13 protein-coding genes, 1 tRNA gene and 1 riboswitch are annotated in these 16798 nt (G+C 53.3%); of the genes, 3 read left to right on the forward strand and 11 right to left on the reverse strand.

Translation table 11 applies throughout. The features are described 5' to 3' along the window. The first annotated feature begins 197 nt into the window (after window positions 1-197). On the forward strand, window positions 198-1202 hold the full coding sequence (locus ACTHSN_RS09005; protein WP_070461070.1) for a quinone-dependent dihydroorotate dehydrogenase: 1005 nt from the start codon (window positions 198-200) through the stop codon (window positions 1200-1202). Between the two features lie 57 nt (window positions 1203-1259). On the opposite strand, the gene rnhB is transcribed toward ACTHSN_RS09005, so the two are convergent. Further along, window positions 1260-1853, reverse strand: coding sequence for a ribonuclease HII (gene rnhB, locus ACTHSN_RS09010; protein WP_063068644.1), 594 nt, complete (start codon window positions 1851-1853; stop codon window positions 1260-1262). Between the two features lie 154 nt (window positions 1854-2007). On the opposite strand from rnhB, the gene ACTHSN_RS09015 reads away from it, so the two are divergent. Further along, on the forward strand, window positions 2008-3138 hold the full coding sequence (locus ACTHSN_RS09015; RefSeq protein WP_070584389.1) for an FUSC family protein: 1131 nt from the start codon (window positions 2008-2010) through the stop codon (window positions 3136-3138). 181 nt (window positions 3139-3319) lie between these two features. On the opposite strand, the gene ACTHSN_RS09020 is transcribed toward ACTHSN_RS09015, so the two are convergent. Next, window positions 3320-3396: transfer RNA gene (locus ACTHSN_RS09020), tRNA-Met, on the reverse strand. Between the two features lie 111 nt (window positions 3397-3507). Next, window positions 3508-3607: riboswitch (TPP riboswitch) on the forward strand. Between the two features lie 95 nt (window positions 3608-3702). Here ACTHSN_RS09020 and thiC point away from each other — a divergent pair. After that, window positions 3703-5592, forward strand: coding sequence for a phosphomethylpyrimidine synthase ThiC (gene thiC, locus ACTHSN_RS09025; protein WP_070584390.1), 1890 nt, complete (start codon window positions 3703-3705; stop codon window positions 5590-5592). A gap of 91 nt (window positions 5593-5683) precedes the next feature. On the opposite strand, the gene murJ is transcribed toward thiC, so the two are convergent. The 9 genes from murJ to ispC form a co-directional block, all read right to left on the reverse strand. Next, entirely contained in the window at window positions 5684-7222 is a 1539-nt protein-coding gene (murJ, locus tag ACTHSN_RS09030; RefSeq protein WP_070584392.1) for a murein biosynthesis integral membrane protein MurJ, read from the reverse strand. Window positions 7223-7231: 9 nt separating this feature from the next. Further along, on the reverse strand, window positions 7232-8407 hold the full coding sequence (gene lpxB, locus ACTHSN_RS09035; RefSeq protein ID WP_107792311.1) for a lipid-A-disaccharide synthase: 1176 nt from the start codon (window positions 8405-8407) through the stop codon (window positions 7232-7234). Between the two features lie 158 nt (window positions 8408-8565). Further along, window positions 8566-9342 (reverse strand): acyl-ACP--UDP-N-acetylglucosamine O-acyltransferase, encoded by a 777-nt coding sequence (gene lpxA / locus ACTHSN_RS09040; protein ID WP_107723875.1) that lies wholly within the window; start codon window positions 9340-9342, stop codon window positions 8566-8568. Window positions 9343-9416: 74 nt separating this feature from the next. Beyond that, the gene (fabZ, locus tag ACTHSN_RS09045; RefSeq protein ID WP_003681704.1) at window positions 9417-9866 is read right to left on the reverse strand and encodes a 3-hydroxyacyl-ACP dehydratase FabZ; all 450 of its coding nucleotides are present in this window, start codon (window positions 9864-9866) and stop codon (window positions 9417-9419) included. A 73-nt stretch (window positions 9867-9939) separates the two neighbouring features. After that, window positions 9940-10980: a UDP-3-O-(3-hydroxymyristoyl)glucosamine N-acyltransferase gene (lpxD, locus tag ACTHSN_RS09050; protein ID WP_049328731.1), complete on the reverse strand. Its 1041-nt coding sequence runs from the start codon at window positions 10978-10980 to the stop codon at window positions 9940-9942. Window positions 10981-11080: 100 nt separating this feature from the next. Then, entirely contained in the window at window positions 11081-11590 is a 510-nt protein-coding gene (locus tag ACTHSN_RS09055; protein WP_070624925.1) for an OmpH family outer membrane protein, read from the reverse strand. Window positions 11591-11701: 111 nt separating this feature from the next. Continuing rightward, window positions 11702-14104 (reverse strand): outer membrane protein assembly factor BamA, encoded by a 2403-nt coding sequence (gene bamA, locus ACTHSN_RS09060; RefSeq protein WP_107792269.1) that lies wholly within the window; start codon window positions 14102-14104, stop codon window positions 11702-11704. Between the two features lie 3 nt (window positions 14105-14107). Then, entirely contained in the window at window positions 14108-15448 is a 1341-nt protein-coding gene (gene rseP, locus ACTHSN_RS09065; protein ID WP_070461057.1) for an RIP metalloprotease RseP, read from the reverse strand. A 132-nt stretch (window positions 15449-15580) separates the two neighbouring features. Further along, the gene (gene ispC, locus ACTHSN_RS09070) at window positions 15581-16762 is read right to left on the reverse strand and encodes a 1-deoxy-D-xylulose-5-phosphate reductoisomerase (RefSeq protein WP_070461110.1); all 1182 of its coding nucleotides are present in this window, start codon (window positions 16760-16762) and stop codon (window positions 15581-15583) included. Window positions 16763-16798: the final 36 nt, after the last annotated feature.

Below are 16798 nucleotides of genomic sequence, written 5' to 3' on the forward strand. Positions count from 1 at the left end.
CTTTTGATACATCCATCAGGCCGTCTGAAAAGCCTCTCTTTTACCATTTTAATGAACTATCCGACTACACGCAAAAGCCCTATTTATTTTCATTTGACGCCAAACAATAAAATCATATCGATACAGACGTTTGGGGCAGTTTGACGGTTTCAGGTAGAATAACGCCAAATTCATCAACCGTTCAGAAAGCCGCCGCCATGTATTCACTCGTCCGCCCTATCCTGTTCCGTTTCGATGCAGAAAAGGCCCATCATTTCACGCTCAACAGTTTGCGTTCTATCGAAAAACTCGGCCTGCTGCCCAAAGTAGACAGCCACACCCGGCCAACCGAGCTGATGGGTTTGCAGCTGCCCAATCCGGTCGGCTTGGCGGCGGGTTTGGACAAAAACGGCGAGTGCATCGATGCGTTTGCCGCTTTGGGTTTCGGCTTTGTCGAAATCGGCACGGTAACGCCCAAGCCGCAGCCGGGCAATCCGCAGCCGCGCCTTTTCCGCGTTCCCGAACACCAAGGCATCATTAACCGCATGGGTTTCAACAACCACGGCATCGACGCAATGATCCGCAACATTGAAAACAGCCGTTTTAAAGGCATTTTGGGCATCAACATCGGCAAAAATGCCGTTACGCCGATTGAAAATGCGGCCGACGATTATCTGATTTGCTTGGAAAAAGCCTACGCCCACGCAAGCTACATCACGGTCAATATTTCCTCCCCCAATACGAAAAACCTGCGCGCCTTGCAGGGCGGCGACGAATTGAGCGCATTGTTGGAGGCCTTGAAAAACAAACAGGCGCAACTGGCAGCCGCGCATGGCAAATATGTGCCTCTGGCGGTCAAAATCGCGCCGGATTTGGACGAAGCGCAAATCGACGACATCGCCCATGTGGTCAAATCTGTGGAAATGGACGGCATCATCGCCACCAACACAACCATCGACAAATCAAGCTTGGACAGCCATCCGCTCGCAGGCGAACAAGGCGGCTTGAGCGGCTTGCCCGTTCGCGAGAAAAGCAATCAGGTGTTGAAACTTTTGGCGGAACGCATTGACGGCAAGCTGCCGATTATCGGCGTCGGCGGCGTCATGAACGGCGCGGACGCGGCAGAAAAAATCCGCTTGGGTGCCAGTGCGGTTCAGGTGTACAGCGGTTTGATTTATCGCGGCCCTGAGTTGATTAAAGAGTGTTTGGCTGCGTTGAAATGATACTTTCCTAAAAAACAAGGCCGTCTGAAATCTTTCAGACGGCCTTTTGCTATGCTTTCATTCTTCAAACAGATTGCCTTGTGCCAATAAGGTTTTGACCGGTGCGAAATCGCGGCGGTGTTCCGGCAATACGCCGTATTGTTTCAATGCGGCCAAATGTTGCGCCGTGCCGTAGCCTTTGTGGCGGTCAAACCCGTATTGCGGATAGCGTTTCGCCAATTCATACATTTCTGCATCACGCGCGGTTTTGGCCAAAACCGAAGCGGCGGAGATTTCAATAATTTTGCTGTCGCCTTTGACCACGGCCTCTGCAGGGACATTCAAATCTTTCGGCACACGGTTGCCGTCTATCCATACTTTGTCAGGCACGACCGACAACCCCTCGACTGCGCGCTTCATCGCGGCCATGGTTGCGTGCAGGATGTTCAGTTGCAGGATTTCGTCGGGATCGGCAAAGGCAATGCTCCATGCAACCGCCTGTTCCTTAATCATCTGCGCCAACATATCGCGCTTTTTTTCGCTCAGTTTTTTTGAGTCGGTCAAACCCGGCAGGTCAAAATGTTCCGGCAAAATCACTGCCGCCGCAAATACGCTGCCGACCAAAGGGCCGCGCCCCGCTTCGTCCACGCCTGCGCTTAAAACCGTCGCCATTTCTTCACCGCCTGTCTGATTCAAAGCCGCCATTATATCCGCTTGCGGCAGATAAAATCCGCAATAGGACAAGCCGTTTGGGAGCAGTTCAAATTTCATCTGCTTTACCAATCAGTTATAATTTACATCCCCACATACCCATACGTCTTACAACATGCCTGCCCAATCCGAACGCCTCCATTTTTCCGAACGCTGGCTCAACGCCTACGAACGCTACCGCTATCGCCGCCATATCCACGCCTTCCGCCTCGGCTTGGCAATCGTGTTTTCCACCCTGTTGGCCAAAGTCTTCCACCTGCAACACGGCGAGTGGATCGGCATGACCGTCTTTGTCGTCCTCGGCATGCTGCAATTCCAAGGCGCGATTTACTCCAAAGCAGTCGAACGCATGCTCGGCACGGCCATCGGTTTGGGCGTCGGTTTGGCCGTTTTATGGTTGAACCAGCATTATTTGCAAGACGGCGTTTTCTTCTATCTGATTATCGGTGCCGCCAGCGCGGTGGCCGGTTGGTCTGCGGTCGGCAAAAACGGCTACGTCGCCATGCTTGCCGGTTTGACCATGTGTATGCTCATCGGCGACAGCAGCCACCATTGGCTCGACAGCGGTCTGATGCGCGCCATGAACGTTTTGATTGGTGCCGCCATCGCCATTGCCGCCGCCAAACTTCTGCCCCTGCGCTCCACCCTGATGTGGCGCTTCATGCTTGCCGACAACCTCACCGACTGCGCCAAAATGATTGCAGAAATCAGCAACGGTAAGCGCATGACGCGCGAGCGTTTGGAGCAAAACATGATTAAAATGCGCAAAATCAACGCCCGCATGGTCAAAAGCCGCAGCCATCTGGCCGCAACATCCGGTGAAAGCCACATCAGCAACAATATGATGGAAGCCATGCAGCATGCCCACCGCAAAATCGTCAACACCACCGAGCTGCTCCTGACCACAGCCGCCAAACTGCGCGCGCCCACGCTCAACGAAAGCGAAATCCGCCTGCTCGACCGCCATTTCAACCAACTCCAACGCGAGCTTCGGCTGACCGTCCGCCTCATCAAAGGCCACTACGCCCGCCGCATTCGCATCGATACTTCGCTCAATACCGAACTAAGCAAACCGGCCGCCCGCCTGCATTACGACTGGCAAGGCTTCCTCTGGCTCAGCACCAATATGCGTAACGAAATCGCCGCATTGGTGATCCTGTTGCAACGTTCGCGCAATAAATGGTTGGACAAAAAAGAATTGCAACGCTTGAAAGAATACCTACGCAACGATACCGATCCGGAGTAACAATAGGCCGTCTGAAAAACGCAAACTCACAAAATAAAAGCGAATTAGCCGCTGATGACATCAGCACATAAAAAAGGCCGCCTGAAACCCAATGGTTCAGACGGCCTCTTTCAATCAATCCAAGCAACAATAAATACCGCATAAAGCAAAATCCCCTGCGATTGCAGGGGATTTTTATATTTGGTTGCGGGAGCAGGATTCGAACCTACGACCTTCGGGTTATGAGCCCGACGAGCTACCATGCTGCTCCATCCCGCGTCAGAAGTTGTAACTATACGGAAAGACGGAATCGCTGTCAAGCGTTTTTGACAGAAAATGCGAAAAACGCCGCTTTACAAAAAACCATCCGCATGGTTTAATTTTTCCTTAATAAAGAAACAGGGGTGCTGCTTTCAAACCGAGCGGCTGAGAAATACCCTTTACACCCGAACAGGATAATACCTGCGTGGGGAGTTTCGGCAAATGTGTTTTTAGACGGTTGATTGAAGATATCCACAAGGCCGTCTGAAAAAAAAGCAATGCTCCTGTTTCCATTTCATAACCGAAAAACAGGAGCAATTTTTTATGACTACCGCTAAAAAAACCGGCGATGAGGCGCGCCGTCTTTCCGACTTGAGCGAAGACATCGGCATCCGCTTCCAATATCCCAATTCCAACCGCGTCTATATCCCGGGCAGCCGCGCCGACATCCGCGTGCCTTTGCGCGAAATCCGTCAGGACGATACCTACACGGCACAAGGTACGGAAGCCAATCCGCCAATTCCAGTGTACGACACCAGCGGCTCATACGGCGACCCGGCGGCACACATCGACTTAAAACAGGGTTTGCCACACGTCCGCACCGCATGGCTGGATGAACGCGACGATACCGAAATCCTGCCCAAGCTTTCCAGCGAATATGGCACCGAACGCGCACACGATCCGAAAACCGCCCATCTGCGCTTCAACCAAATCACCCGTCCGCGCCGCGCCAAAGCAGGCCGCAATGTAACCCAGCTCCACTACGCCCGCCAAGGCATCATTACGCCGGAAATGGAGTTTGTCGCCATACGCGAACGCATGAAGCTGGACGAACTTTTCAGACGGCCTGAATACGCCAAGCTCTTGAAACAACACGCAGGGCAAAGTTTCGGCGCGAATATCCCAACCCATCCCGACCAAATCACGCCCGAATTCGTGCGCCAAGAAATCGCCGCCGGACGTGCGATTATCCCTGCCAACATCAACCACCCCGAACTCGAACCGATGATTATCGGCCGCAACTTCCGCGTCAAAATCAACGGCAACTTGGGCAACTCCGCCGTAACCTCCAGCCTGACCGAAGAAGTCGAAAAAATGGTATGGTCGCTGCGTTGGGGCGCGGACACGATTATGGACTTATCCACAGGCGCGCACATCCACGAAACGCGCGAATGGATTATCCGCAACGCGCCCGTCCCCATCGGCACGGTGCCGATTTACCAAGCTTTGGAAAAAACCGGCGGCATTGCCGAAGACCTGACTTGGGATTTGGTGCGCGATACCTTAATCGAGCAGGCAGAACAAGGCGTGGACTATTTCACCCTGCACGCAGGTGTATTGCTGCGTTATGTCCCGATGACGGCCGACCGCCTGACCGGCATCGTATCACGCGGCGGCTCCATCATGGCGAAATGGTGTCTCGCCCATCATCAGGAAAACTTCCTCTACACACATTTCGACGAAATCTGCGAAATCATGAAAGCCTACGACGTATCGTTCAGCCTCGGCGACGGCCTTCGTCCCGGCTGCATTGCCGATGCCAACGACGAATCCCAATTTGCCGAGCTGCACACCTTGGGCGAATTGACCGCCAAAGCATGGGAACACGACGTACAGGTTATGATCGAAGGCCCCGGCCATGTACCGCTGCAACGCGTGAAAGAAAACATGACCGAAGAGCTGCAACATTGCTTTGAAGCACCTTTCTACACCCTCGGCCCGCTCGTTACCGACATCGCCCCCGGCTACGACCACATCACCTCGGGCATAGGCGCGACCAACATCGGCTGGTACGGCACAGCCATGCTCTGCTACGTTACCCCGAAAGAGCATCTCGGCCTGCCCGACAAAGAAGACGTGCGCACCGGCATCATCACCTACAAACTCGCCGCCCATGCCGCCGACCTCGCCAAAGGCTGGCCAGGCGCACAGTTGCGCGACAACGCTCTGAGCAAGGCGCGTTTCGAGTTCCGCTGGCGCGACCAATTCCGCCTCAGCCTCGACCCCGAACGCGCCGAAAGCTTCCACGACGAAACCCTGCCTGCAGAAGGCGCGAAAATCGCCCACTTCTGCTCGATGTGCGGCCCAAAATTCTGCTCGATGAAAATCACGCAGGAAGTGCGCGACTACGCCGACAAGCAAAAAGCCCAACAGCAAGGCATGGAAGAAAAAGCGATTGAGTTCGTCAAAAAAGGAGCGAAGCTTTACAGTTAAAACGTAACGCAAGAAAAGGCCGTCTGAAAATATTTCAGACGGCCTTTTTAGCGAATAGCCTTTAAGCCAAAGCAATACGCACTACGGCTGCTTATTTTTCCACCCTGCGGAAATGGTGCGGACGAAAACCGAGCGCGGCGAGGGAAACGAAGTAGAGGCCTCCGCCCAAGGCAATCAGAATGCAGAGTTGGCCTGCTTTTTTAAAGCCGCCGACGTGTACCCATTCAAACGGCAGATAATATTGCGCCAGCCACAAACCGCCGCCCATGACGACCAAAGAGATGGCCATTTTAACTAAAAACGCTGCCCAACCTTTGCCGGGGCGGTAGATGCCGTGTTTGCGCAAAAGGAAAAACAGCAAGCCTGCATTCAGACACGCGCCCAAACCAATAGCGAGGGACAGACCGACGTGTTTGAGCGGCGAAATGAAGGCAAGGTTCATCAGCTGCGTGCAAATCAGCGTGAAAATAGCGACCTTAACGGGGGTTTTGATGTTTTGGCGCGCGTAGAAGCCGGGGGCCAATACTTTAATCATAATCAGCCCGATCAAGCCGAAGGAATAGGCAATCAGCGCGTGTTGGGTCATTTGCGCGTCGTGCAGCGTAAATTCACGGTACATGAACAAGGTTGTAACCAGAGGGAAAGACAATACGGCAAGGCCGACGGCGGCAGGCAGGGTCAGCAGCATGCACAGGCGCAAACCCCAGTCGAGCAGGCCGGAAAACTGCTCGGTATCCTGACTGGCGGCGTGTTTGGACAAGGTAGGCAGCAAGATTGTACCGAGTGCCACACCCAAAACGCCGGTCGGCAATTCCATCAGTCGGTCGGCGTAATACATCCACGACACGCTGCCGGACTGCAAAAATGAGGCAAAAATGGTGTTGATAACCAAGGAAATCTGCGCCACGCTCACGCCCAAAATAGCCGGGGCCATCTGTTTCATTACGCGGTTGACCGCTGCGTCTTTAAAGCTGAGTTTGGGCATTTTCAAGAAGCCCAATTTTGCTAACCAAGGCAGTTGGAACACCAGCTGCAACACGCCGCCGACAAATACCGCCCACGCCAAAGCCATAACAGGCGGATCAAAATACGGTACGAAAAACAGGGAAAAGACGATAAAGGAGATGTTCAAAAAAGTCGGCGTAAAGGCGGGAATGCCGAATTTATGATAGGAGTTGAGTATTGAGCCGACAAAAGACGACAAGGAAATCAAAAAGATATAAGGAAATGTCACCCGCAGCAGATCGATGGAGAGCTGAAACTTATTGGCTTCTTTGGCAAAACCGGGCGCAGAAACATAAATCACCCACGGCGCGGCAAGTATACCCAGCGCGGTAACGATGACCAGCACAAACGACAACATACCGGCCACATGGCGCACAAACGCCTGCGTGGCTTCGGGTGAGCGGGTTTCTTTGTATTCCGCCAAAATCGGTACAAAGGCTTGGGCAAATGCGCCTTCTGCAAACACGCGCCGCAGCAGGTTGGGCAGTTTGAACGCGACAAAAAACGCATCCGTCGCCATGCCTGCACCAAACGCACGGGCAATAATCGTATCGCGCACAAAGCCCAAAATGCGCGACACCATCGTCAGGCTGCCAACCTTGGCCAAGGCTCCCAATAAATTCATGTATTTTCCTTAATTGTCTTTCAGGCCGTCTGAAAATCCGGCTTCTTCCAATACTGCCGCCGCCGCCAATGCCGCCGTATCTTTCTTCAACAGCAGATGCAAGGCGTGGAAATCCTGTTCCAATGCGGCCACTGCCTCAGGGCGGTCATACCAGTCTGCAACGGCCTGCGCCAGTTTTTCAGGGACGGCATCGTGTTGCAGCAGCTCGGGAACGGCGGCTTTACCCAACAGAATATTGGGCAAACCGACATGCGGCACTTTGATTTTGTTTTTCACATACGCATAAGTCAGCGGCGAAATTTTGTAGCTGATGACCATAGGCCGCTTGCACAAGGCCACTTCCAAAGTCGCCGTACCACTGGTGACCAATACCACGTCGGCAGCGGTGCAAACCGTATCCGACTGCTTGTCGGTCAACGTAATGGGAAGGGCGGCGAACTCAGGCTGCGCCAAAATTTCGGTAATGCGTTTGCGCGTTGCGGCCGTCGCCACAGGCAGCAAAAACTGTGCCTGCGGATAACGTTTCAGCAGCAATAAGGCCGTCTGAAAAAACACCGCCGCCATGTAATCGATTTCGCTCACGCGGCTGCCGGGCAATATCGCAAACACGGGCACGTCCGCAGGCACGCCCAGCTTCTGCCGTGCCGCCGCCCTATCCGCTTCCACGGGCATGGTTTGCGCCATTGGATGGCCGACAAATTCGGCCTTGCCGCCGGCATCGATATAAAGCTGAGGCTCCATCGGAAACAGGCACAACACGCGGTTGACCTGATGTACGATTTTATTGACCCGTTCGCGCCGCCACGCCCAAACCGACGGGCTGACGTAATGAATGGTATGAATGCCTGCCTGCTTGAGTTTTTCCGCCACGCCGAGATTAAAGTCCGGCGCATCGATGCCGATAAACACATCCGGCTTGAGGCGGATTAAATCGTTCACCAGCCCTTTGCGAATTCTCAAAATTTGCGGCAGGCGTTTGATGACCTCAACAAAACCGCGTACCGCCAGCTTTTCCTGATCGTACAAACTCTCGAAACCCTCCGCCTTCATGCGCTCGCCGCCGATGCCGGTAAACCGCGCATTCGGGCAACGCGCCTTAATGGCACGGATTAAGTGTGCGCCGAGCAAGTCGCCGGAAGCTTCGCCGACGCTGATGGCGATAAGGGGGGAAGGATTGGAATTCATGTGTTGAGGTTTAAAAGCTAAAAGATTTTGGGCAGACATTTGCCCGCCCGTTTTCAGACGGCATCGGCGGCAAACAGACAGGAAACCTGCCCTACTGCGCGGATTTTTGCAATCCAAAGGCCGTCTGAAAAAGTTTCAGACGGCCTTCAATCCATCCATCAACGGATAATGCCGCGTGTGGATTGTGCAAAAAAGTCTTTAAATACCGCCAATTCGCTTTGGGTTTCGGCACGTTTCAGAATGTCTGCCTTGGCCTCTTCAAACGGAATGCCGCGATGGTAAATGGTTTTATACGCATCTTTGACGGAGGCAATTTGTTCGGCAGTGAAACCGTTGCGGCGCATACCTTCGCTGTTGAGGCCGGCCGGTTCGGCGCGGTAGCCTGCAGCCATGAAGTACGGCGGTACGTCTTTGTGTACGCCGGCGGCAAACGCGGTCATGGCGTAGTCGCCGATTTGGCAGAACTGGAACACCAGCGTGTAGCCGCCCAAGACGACGTAGTCGCCGATGGTAACGTGGCCTGCGAGTGAGGCGTTGTTGGCGAAGATGGTATGGTTGCCGACCACGCAGTCATGGGCGAGGTGGCAGTAGGCCATAATCCAGTTGTCGTCGCCGATACGGGTTTCGCCGATACCGGTAACCGTGCCGAGGTTGAACGTCGTAAATTCGCGAATGGTGTTGCCGTTGCCGATAATCAGCTTGGTCGGCTCATCGCGGTATTTTTTGTCCTGCGGAATTTCGCCGAGGCTGGCAAATTGGAAAATGCGGTTGTTTTCACCGATGGTCGTATGGCCGTTGATGACGACGTGCGGGCCGATTTCGGTATTCGCACCGATTTGCACATTGGGGCCGATGATGCTGTATGGGCCGACTTTGACGCTGGAGTCGAGTTCGGCTTTAGGGTCGATGACGGCGGTCGGATGGATAAGGGTCATGCTGTCTCCTTGCTGTCTGATACAGGTATTGCCTGCAAGATGCCGTCTGAACGTTCAGACGGCCTGTCCCATTCTTACACCACGCGTTTGGCGCACATAATCACGGCTTCAACGGCAACTTGGCCGTCGACTTTGGCAACGGCGTTGAATTTGCCGATACCGCGTTTGTTGGTCAGCAGCTCGACTTCAAAAACCAGTTGGTCGCCGGGGATGACTTGGCGTTTGAAACGGGCATCGTCGATACCGGCGAAGAAGAAGAATTCGTTTTCTTTGCGGCCGCCTTCGCTGAGGATGGCCAGTGTGCCGCACGCTTGCGCCATGGCTTCGATAATCAACACGCCAGGCATCACGGGCAGGTCGGGAAAGTGGCCTTGGAACTGCGGCTCGTTCATGGTGACGTTTTTAATCGCAGTCAGGGTTTTCATCGGTTCGAACGCAGTAATGCGGTCGAGTTGCAAAAACGGATAACGGTGTGGGATAAGTTTTTGAATGTCTTTGGCTTCGATCGGGAGTTGTACGTCCATGATGTTCGTCTTTCCTTATTTGTATTGGGTTTAAACGTATTCGGATGCGGGGCGCGGACTGTTTGCGCCGCCTTTAGGCTTCGTCGCTGTCGGCAAGCTGTTTTTCCAGCGTTTTGAGGCGTTTGTTCATTTCGCTCAAACGGTGGATATAAACGGCATTGCGCGCCCAGTCTTTGTAGCCCGACATCGGGAAAATACCGGCCAGATGCTGGCCGCTTTCGGTAATGCTGTGGGTAACTGATGTACCGCCGCCGATGGTGGTTTTATCGGCGATTTCGATGTGTCCGACCGTGCCGACGCCGCCGCCGATAATGCAATAATTGCCGATGGTGACGCTGCCGGAAATACCGGTTTTGGCGGCGATAACGGTGTGCGAACCGATTTTGCAGTTGTGGCCGATTTGGACTTGGTTGTCGATTTTGGTGCCGTTGCCGACGGTCGTGTCGCTCATTGCGCCACGGTCGATATTGGTGTTCGAACCGATTTCCACATCATCGCCCAGCGTGACTGCGCCGGTTTGCGGGATTTTAAACCATGAATCGCCGGCGAAGGCCAAGCCGAAACCGTCTGCGCCGATGACTGCGCCGCTGTGGATTTCGACACGGTTGCCCAAAGTGCAGCCGTAATAGATGACGGAGTTGGGATGCAGCACGACTTCATCGCCCAACGTGCAATCGTGTTGAACAACGGCATTGGCCAAAATACGACAGCCTTCGCCCAATACGGCATTCGCGCCGATATAGGCATTCGCGCCGATTTCGCAGCTTGCCGGCACTTTGGCGCTGGCCTCAACAACGGCAGTCGGATGTACACCGCCCTGTGCTTTGACAATCGGCGAGAACAATCGTGCCACTTTGGCAAAATAAAGATAAGGGTCGGCAGCCACAATCAGGTTGCGGCCTGCAAATTCATCTGCGGCTTTCGGCGACACAATCACTGCGCCTGCCTGGCTGTCGTGTACTTCGGCTTTGTATTTCGGATTGGCCAAAAAGCTGATGTGTTCCGCCTGAGCCTGATCCAACGGACGGACGGCGGTAATGGCGATGTCTTCGCCTTTCCATTCGCCGCCGAGTTGGGAAACGATTTGGGACAGGGTGTATGCTTGTGAAGTCATGATAATCTGCCGTCAAGATGTCAGGCCGTCTGAAAGATGCCGGTTTGGGTTTCAGACGGCCTTAGGTTTGTCTGTATATCACATTCGCTGCCGAGCAGAGTCAGTGAGCATTTAGGGCTTTGATAACGCTGTCGGTAATGTCGTAACGGCCGTTGACGTAAATCACGTCCTGCAAGATGAAGTCGTAACCTTCGCGCTTGGCTAAATCGACGATGACGCGGTTGGCATTTTGCTGGAGCGCGGCGAATTCTTCATTGCGGCGCAGATTGTAGTCTTCTGCCAACTCGGCCTGCTGCTTGCGGAATTTCTGTACCAGATTGCGCCACTTTTGGGTTTCCGCTTCCCTTTGGCTGTCGCTGAGCTTGTCGCCGCTCAGTTTTCGCTCCAAAGCCTCGCCTTCCTGTTGCAACTTTTGCAAGGCGGTTTGACGGCTTTTGAACTCTTTTTCCAAAGTCATCTGAATGCTTTGCGCCTGCTTGGATTCCTGATAAACGCGCTCGGTATTGATAAAACCGATTTTCTGCACGCCATCCGCCGCCGCTTGCGGCAACAGCACGAAACCCGGCAGGGCTACGGTGAGGACACGGAGGGTGTCGGCTATTTTACTCATGATAAAAATCCTTGCTTGAAAACAAACGGGCGGTTTGCAATAAGCTTGCCGCCAATCTGCCATGAGGCCGTCTGAAACGGACAAACCCGGTTTCAGACGGCCTAAACATCATCAGAATGTCGTACCGAGTTGGAATTGGAAGCGTTGGATTTCGTCGCCTTCTTTTTTCTTAATCGGATAAGCATAACTGAACTTCATCGGACCCAGCGGAGAGAGCCAGGTCACGGCAGCACCGGCAGAGTAACGCAATTCGTTTTTGAATGTCGATTTGTGCGTTGTGCCTACGCCATACACGTTTTGGAGCGCGCCGTTGGTGTAATAAGAATTGCTGCTGCTGTCGTTGTAGGTTTTGCCGTCCCACACGCTGCCCGCATCGGCAAACAGGCTCAGACGGACGGTACGCGAATCTTTAATACCCGGCATCGGGAAGAGCAACTCTGCGGAAACGTTGGCTTTTTTGTTACCGCCGTAGCTGATTTTCTCGCCGTATTCGTCATAGACTTTCGGGCCCAGCGTACCGCTTTCAAAGCCGCGGACGGAGCCTAAACCGCCGCCGTAGAAGTTCTCAAAGAACGGCATTGTTTTGGTTTTGCCGTAGCCGTTGCCATAACCGACTTCGCCACCCAGCATCAGCGTGAAATCTTTGCTCAACGGGAAGAACCAAGTTTGGTTGTGGGTCAGGGTGTAGTATTGCAGGTCGCTGCCCGGCAAAGCGATTTCGCCGTTTACGCCGGTCAGGTAACCGCGGGTCGGCCACAAGGCATTGTCGGTTTTGTTGCGGCCCCAGCCGATGGTACCTTTGTACAACCAGCCTTTGAAGTTACCCACGCCACTGCCGTCGCCTTTACCGTATTGATTGATAAAGTCGGCATAGCGTTTAGGCGCGCCTTTGTAGGTGTTAACAGTCAGACGCTCTGCGGCCAAACCGAAGTTTACACGGTCATATTCGGTAACCGGAATACCGATACGCAAACCGCCGCCGAAAGTCGTGGTTTTATATTGTTTCGCGCTGGAAGAAGCTTTACGCGGGTCGTAAGACTTGCCGTAAAGGTCGTAGCCCAAGCTTACGCCGTCAGGTGTGAAATATGGGTCGGTAAACGACAATGAGCCGTTTACTGTGGTTTTACTGCGGGAAGCGCGCAGGGCAACGGATTTACCCGTACCGAACAGGTTGTCTTGAGCCACGCCGGCAGACATCACCAAACCGGTATCCTGAACCCAACCTGCGCTCAAGTCGAGCGAGCCGGTAGAACGTTCGGTCAGGCTCATGTTCAGGTCAACTTGGTCAGGCGTATTGGCCACAGGAGCCGCATCAAATTGAACGTTGTCGAAGTAGCCCAACAACTCAACGCGCTCTTTAGAACGTTGCAGTTTGGCAGAATCGTAAGGCGCCGATTCCATTTGGCGCAACTCGCGGCGGATGACTTCGTCACGGGTTTTGTTGTTGCCGGTAATGTTGATTTCGTTTACATAGATTTTGCGGCCCGGTTGAACGGTCAGTACAAAATCAACGGTATGCGTTTCGGCATTTGGAATAGGTTGGACATTGATTTCGCTGAATGCGTAACCTGCCTGACCCATGCGGTTTTGAATGGCTTCGAGCGAATTGGACATTTGCGCGCGCTCGTACCATTTGCCCGGCTTCATGGTCAGCAGTTTTTCCAAATCTTCTTTCGGCACTTCCAGCGTATCGCCTTCGATGCGTACATTGCCCCAGCGGAAGCGGTCGCCTTCGCTGACAGTTACTTTAATGGTTTGCTTGGTTTTGTCTTCGTTGGTTTGGATATCGGTATCCAAAATACGGAAGTTGAAGTAGCCGTTGTTTTGGTAGTAATTGGTGATTTTTTCCATGTCCTGAGCAAATTTTTGCTCATTGAACTGGTTGCTCTTAGTGATCCAAGTCCACATGCCGCCTTCGCTCAGGGACATTTGCTTCATCAGACGGCGGTCGGAATAAACTTCGTTGCCTTCAAATGAAATATCGGTAATCTTGGTAGATTTGCCCTCTTCGATGGCAATATCGATAGACACGCGGTTGCGGGCGAGTTTGGTTACAGTCGGCGTGATTTGGACAGACTGTTTGCCGCGGCTCAAATACTCTTCTTTCAAACCGGCAACGGCTTGGTTCAGCGTTGCTTGGTTGAAGTATTGGGATTGCGCCAAACCGAAGGCTTCAAGGTTTTTCTTGATGGCATCGTTTTGCAGCATTTTCGCGCCGGTAATATTGAGCGAGCTGATGGTCGGACGCTCAATCACGGTCAGCAGGACTTGATTGTCCATGGTTTCGACGCGTACGTCGTCAAAGAAACCGGTTGCGTAGAGTTTTTTAATGATTTCTTCACTGCGCGCATCATTGAAATTATCACCGACTTTAACGGGTAGGTAGTTGAAGACGGTACTTGGCTCGGTGCGTTGCAGGCCTTCGACGCGGATGTCCTGAATGGTAAAGTCAGCCAATGCCAGCGGGGACAGGCTCAATACCATTAAAGCGGAAGCAATCTGGTTCAGTTTCATAAATTATCCAAACAAACGGTTGATGTCATTAAAGAAAGCCACAGCCATCATCAAAAGCATGGCTGCCAGTCCGAAGCGCAGGCCGGCTGCCTGTATGCGCTCGCTCAAAGGCTTTCCGCGTATCCATTCGGCGGTATAGAAAACCAGATGTCCTCCGTCTAAAACGGGCACGGGCAAAAGGTTCAACACGCCTAAGCTGATGCTGACCAAGGCCAGAAATTCAAGGTAGCTCTGCAATCCGAGTTTGGCGGATTGTCCGGCGACATCGGCAATGGTCAGGGGGCCGGAAATATGGTTCAAAGAGGCATTGCCTGTAACCAGTTTTCCAAAAAATTTGAGGGTCGTCCACGAATAGTTGACGGTTTTGTTCCAACCCAATTCAAAGGCTTGGGCAACGGAAGGCGTATAACGGTAGCGGATGGTTTTATCCCACTCTTTATCCGCCTGGGCAGCAAGCCCTGCTCTACCCACCAGCACGCCTGCCGACTGCTCGACGCTGTCCGGCCGGATAGCGGTCACCAGTATTTTACCGTCGCGCTCGTAAGTCAGTTCGATTCGTTTGCCGGGGCTGGCGCGGAAGAGTTCCGTCCATGCCTGCCAGCTTTCGATGGGCTTCCCATCGGCGGTCAGCAGTTTGTCGTTTTCCTTCAAACCTGCTTTTTCGGCCGGACTATCAGCCAAGACTTTGCCGATGCGGTTAGTAATTCTAAAAGGCAAAAGGCCGATGTTGCCTTGGTTTTTCGCAACTTTACCTGCTTCAGGCGTACCGGCGGCATCAATTATGCGGACGGCTTGGGCATTTGAGGCCGTCTGAACGGCGACTTTTACAGGACCGGCTTCAAGGTTCAACACCATCTCGGTTTGCGCATCGCTCCAGTCTTTTACGGCGATTCCGTTGACCGATACAATCTTATCGCCTGCCTGAAAACCTGCTTTGGCGGCAATACTGGCAGGCTCGACCATGCCGACATAGGGGCGCAACTCGGTTACGCCGAAGGAAAAGCTCAAACCGTAAAGCAAAACGGCCAAAATCAAATTGGTCAAAGGGCCGGCGGCAACAATGGCGATGCGCTTGGCCGGATGCTGCTTGTCAAAGGCATACGGCAAATCTGCCTCCGCCACCTCGCCTTCGCGCGTATCGACCATTTTAACGTAACCGCCCAGCGGAATCGGGGCAAGACACCACTCGGTATCGCCGCGTTTTCGGGTGAAAAAGGGCTTACCGAAGCCGACGGAAAAGCGCACGACTTTAACGCCGCACCAGCGGGCAACAATATAGTGTCCGAACTCATGCAGGCTGACCAAAATCAGAATGGCGACGATAAAGGCTAAAAAGGTTTGCAAAAAAAATCCCCTGGGTGGAATGTGATAATCAACGGATAAGGCCGTCTGAAAACCGATTATAAAGGCAGTTGTTCCATTTTGTCTGCCTAAATGCCAAGCGGTTGGCGTTTCAGACGGCCTGTCATTGAAGCTTTATTGTTTGCCGATAAAGGCTTCTGCCTGTCTGCGTGTTTGCGCGTCTTGCGCCAGCAGGCCTTCGATATCGTGACGGCCGTCTGAAAAATCTTGGGCAAGGCAGTGGGCAACGACTTGGGCAATATCGGTAAACTTGATGCGTTTATCCAAGAAAGCGGCCACGGCAACTTCGTTGGCGGCGTTCAACACGCAAGGCGCGGCGCCACCTGCATTCATGGCCTGATAGGCAAGTTTCAGACATGGGAAACGGTCAAAATCAGGCTTTTGGAAGGTCAAAGCGGACAACGCGCCGAAATCCAACTCGCCCACGCCGGAATCGATGCGTTCGGGCAGACCCAAACAATAAGCAATCGGCGTACGCATATCGGGATTACCCAACTGCGCCAATACCGAACCATCGCGATAACGCACCATGCTGTGTATCACGGATTGCGGATGGATGACGACTTCCAGTTTTTCCGGCGGACAGTTAAACAGCCAATGCGCCTCAATCAACTCCAAGCCCTTATTCATCATTGATGCAGAATCAACGGAAATTTTTCGCCCCATACTCCAATTCGGATGCTTGACCGCCTGCTCGGGCGTAATGCTGTCAAATGTACTTAAATCGGTGTTAAGGAACGGGCCGCCCGATGCGGTCAGGATAATCGAATTGATACCGTGCTCATTCAGACGGCCTGTGTAATCCCTTGGCAATACTTGGAAGATGGCGTTGTGTTCGCTGTCAATCGGCAAGACGGCGGCGCCGTTTTGACGGGCGGTTTCCATGAACAATGCGCCGGAAACCACCAACGTTTCTTTGTTGGCCAGATAAATGGTTTTGCCCTTTTGAGCGGCGGCCAAAGCCGACGGCAAACCGGCCGCGCCGACAATGGCACACATCACGCCGCTGACTTCATCGGCCGAAGCCACATCAATCAGGGCTTGAGCACCATATAAAACCTGCGTATCGATGCCTTCTTGTTTGAGTTTCTTTTCCAGCTCGGCCGCATGGTCGGCATCGCCGACAACGGCATATTCCGGACGGAACTGTTTGCATTGCGCCGCCAGCTTGTCCACCTGCCTATGCCCTGCCAGCGCGAACACGCGGAATTTTTCGGGATGGCGGGAAATAACGTCCAAAGTGCTTTCGCCTATGCTGCCGGTACTGCCTAATATGGTCAGAACTTGTTGTGTCATGGTGTGTTCTTTGTGTGCTGTGCAAACGGTATTCAT

The organism is Neisseria sp. P0009.S010, from assembly GCF_051958545.1.
GTDB lineage: Bacteria > Pseudomonadota > Gammaproteobacteria > Burkholderiales > Neisseriaceae > Neisseria > Neisseria subflava_A.

Coding starts and splice junctions, on each gene's coding strand:
- lpxB (WP_107792311.1), bottom strand. CDS start 8,407: ATGAATTCCAATCCTTCCCCCCTTATCGCCATCAGCGTCGGCGAAGCT.
- lpxD (WP_049328731.1), bottom strand. CDS start 10,980: ATGACTTCACAAGCATACACCCTGTCCCAAATCGTTTCCCAACTCGGC.
- ACTHSN_RS09055 (WP_070624925.1), bottom strand. CDS start 11,590: ATGAGTAAAATAGCCGACACCCTCCGTGTCCTCACCGTAGCCCTGCCG.
- rnhB (WP_063068644.1), bottom strand. CDS start 1,853: ATGGCGACGGTTTTAAGCGCAGGCGTGGACGAAGCGGGGCGCGGCCCT.
- lpxA (WP_107723875.1), bottom strand. CDS start 9,342: ATGACCCTTATCCATCCGACCGCCGTCATCGACCCTAAAGCCGAACTC.
- ispC (WP_070461110.1), bottom strand. CDS start 16,762: ATGACACAACAAGTTCTGACCATATTAGGCAGTACCGGCAGCATAGGC.
- bamA (WP_107792269.1), bottom strand. CDS start 14,104: ATGAAACTGAACCAGATTGCTTCCGCTTTAATGGTATTGAGCCTGTCC.
- thiC (WP_070584390.1), top strand. CDS start 3,703: ATGACTACCGCTAAAAAAACCGGCGATGAGGCGCGCCGTCTTTCCGAC.
- murJ (WP_070584392.1), bottom strand. CDS start 7,222: ATGAATTTATTGGGAGCCTTGGCCAAGGTTGGCAGCCTGACGATGGTG.
- ACTHSN_RS09005 (WP_070461070.1), top strand. CDS start 198: ATGTATTCACTCGTCCGCCCTATCCTGTTCCGTTTCGATGCAGAAAAG.
- ACTHSN_RS09015 (WP_070584389.1), top strand. CDS start 2,008: ATGCCTGCCCAATCCGAACGCCTCCATTTTTCCGAACGCTGGCTCAAC.
- fabZ (WP_003681704.1), bottom strand. CDS start 9,866: ATGGACGTACAACTCCCGATCGAAGCCAAAGACATTCAAAAACTTATC.